This window comes from Myroides albus (assembly GCF_009711045.1).
Taxonomy (GTDB): domain Bacteria; phylum Bacteroidota; class Bacteroidia; order Flavobacteriales; family Flavobacteriaceae; genus Flavobacterium; species Flavobacterium album_A.
In genome coordinates, this window is sequence record NZ_WMJX01000140.1 from 1 (window position 1) to 354 (window position 354).

1 protein-coding gene is annotated in these 354 nt (G+C 28.8%); it reads right to left on the reverse strand.

Going from position 1 to position 354, the window contains the following annotated elements; all coding sequences use genetic code 11:
* Positions 1–312, reverse strand: a 312-nt coding sequence (locus tag GJV76_RS16040) for a hypothetical protein (protein ID WP_230381587.1), incomplete at its 3' end; no start/stop codon positions are given.
* Between the last annotated feature and the right edge of the window lie 42 nt (positions 313–354).

The window sequence follows — 354 nt, forward strand, 5'->3', positions numbered from 1 at the left end:
TAGGTTAGGTGAAACGATTGTACTTTCCTTTTTGTTTTTAAGTAGCTTAACTGTAGGAGGTGTTAAAAGGTTCTCTTCAGTATATACTATGGTTTTAGCATCTTGACTTATTAAATTATGAATTTGTGAAGTTTTAGTCAGCGATGTATTATTGGCTTTTTTTAGAAGTTCAAGTTTATCTTTTTGTAAAGAATAGATCGCAGTTCCTTTTATACTTGTTGAAACAAAAATAATGGGTTTGGCAGTATTAATAAAGGTATTATCATAGTTTTCAAAACGAACGTCGTTTCTTGTATGTATTAAGCTCTTCAATTTAAAATTGGATAGTTTTTGATGCTGGTTTTTAGTAAGATT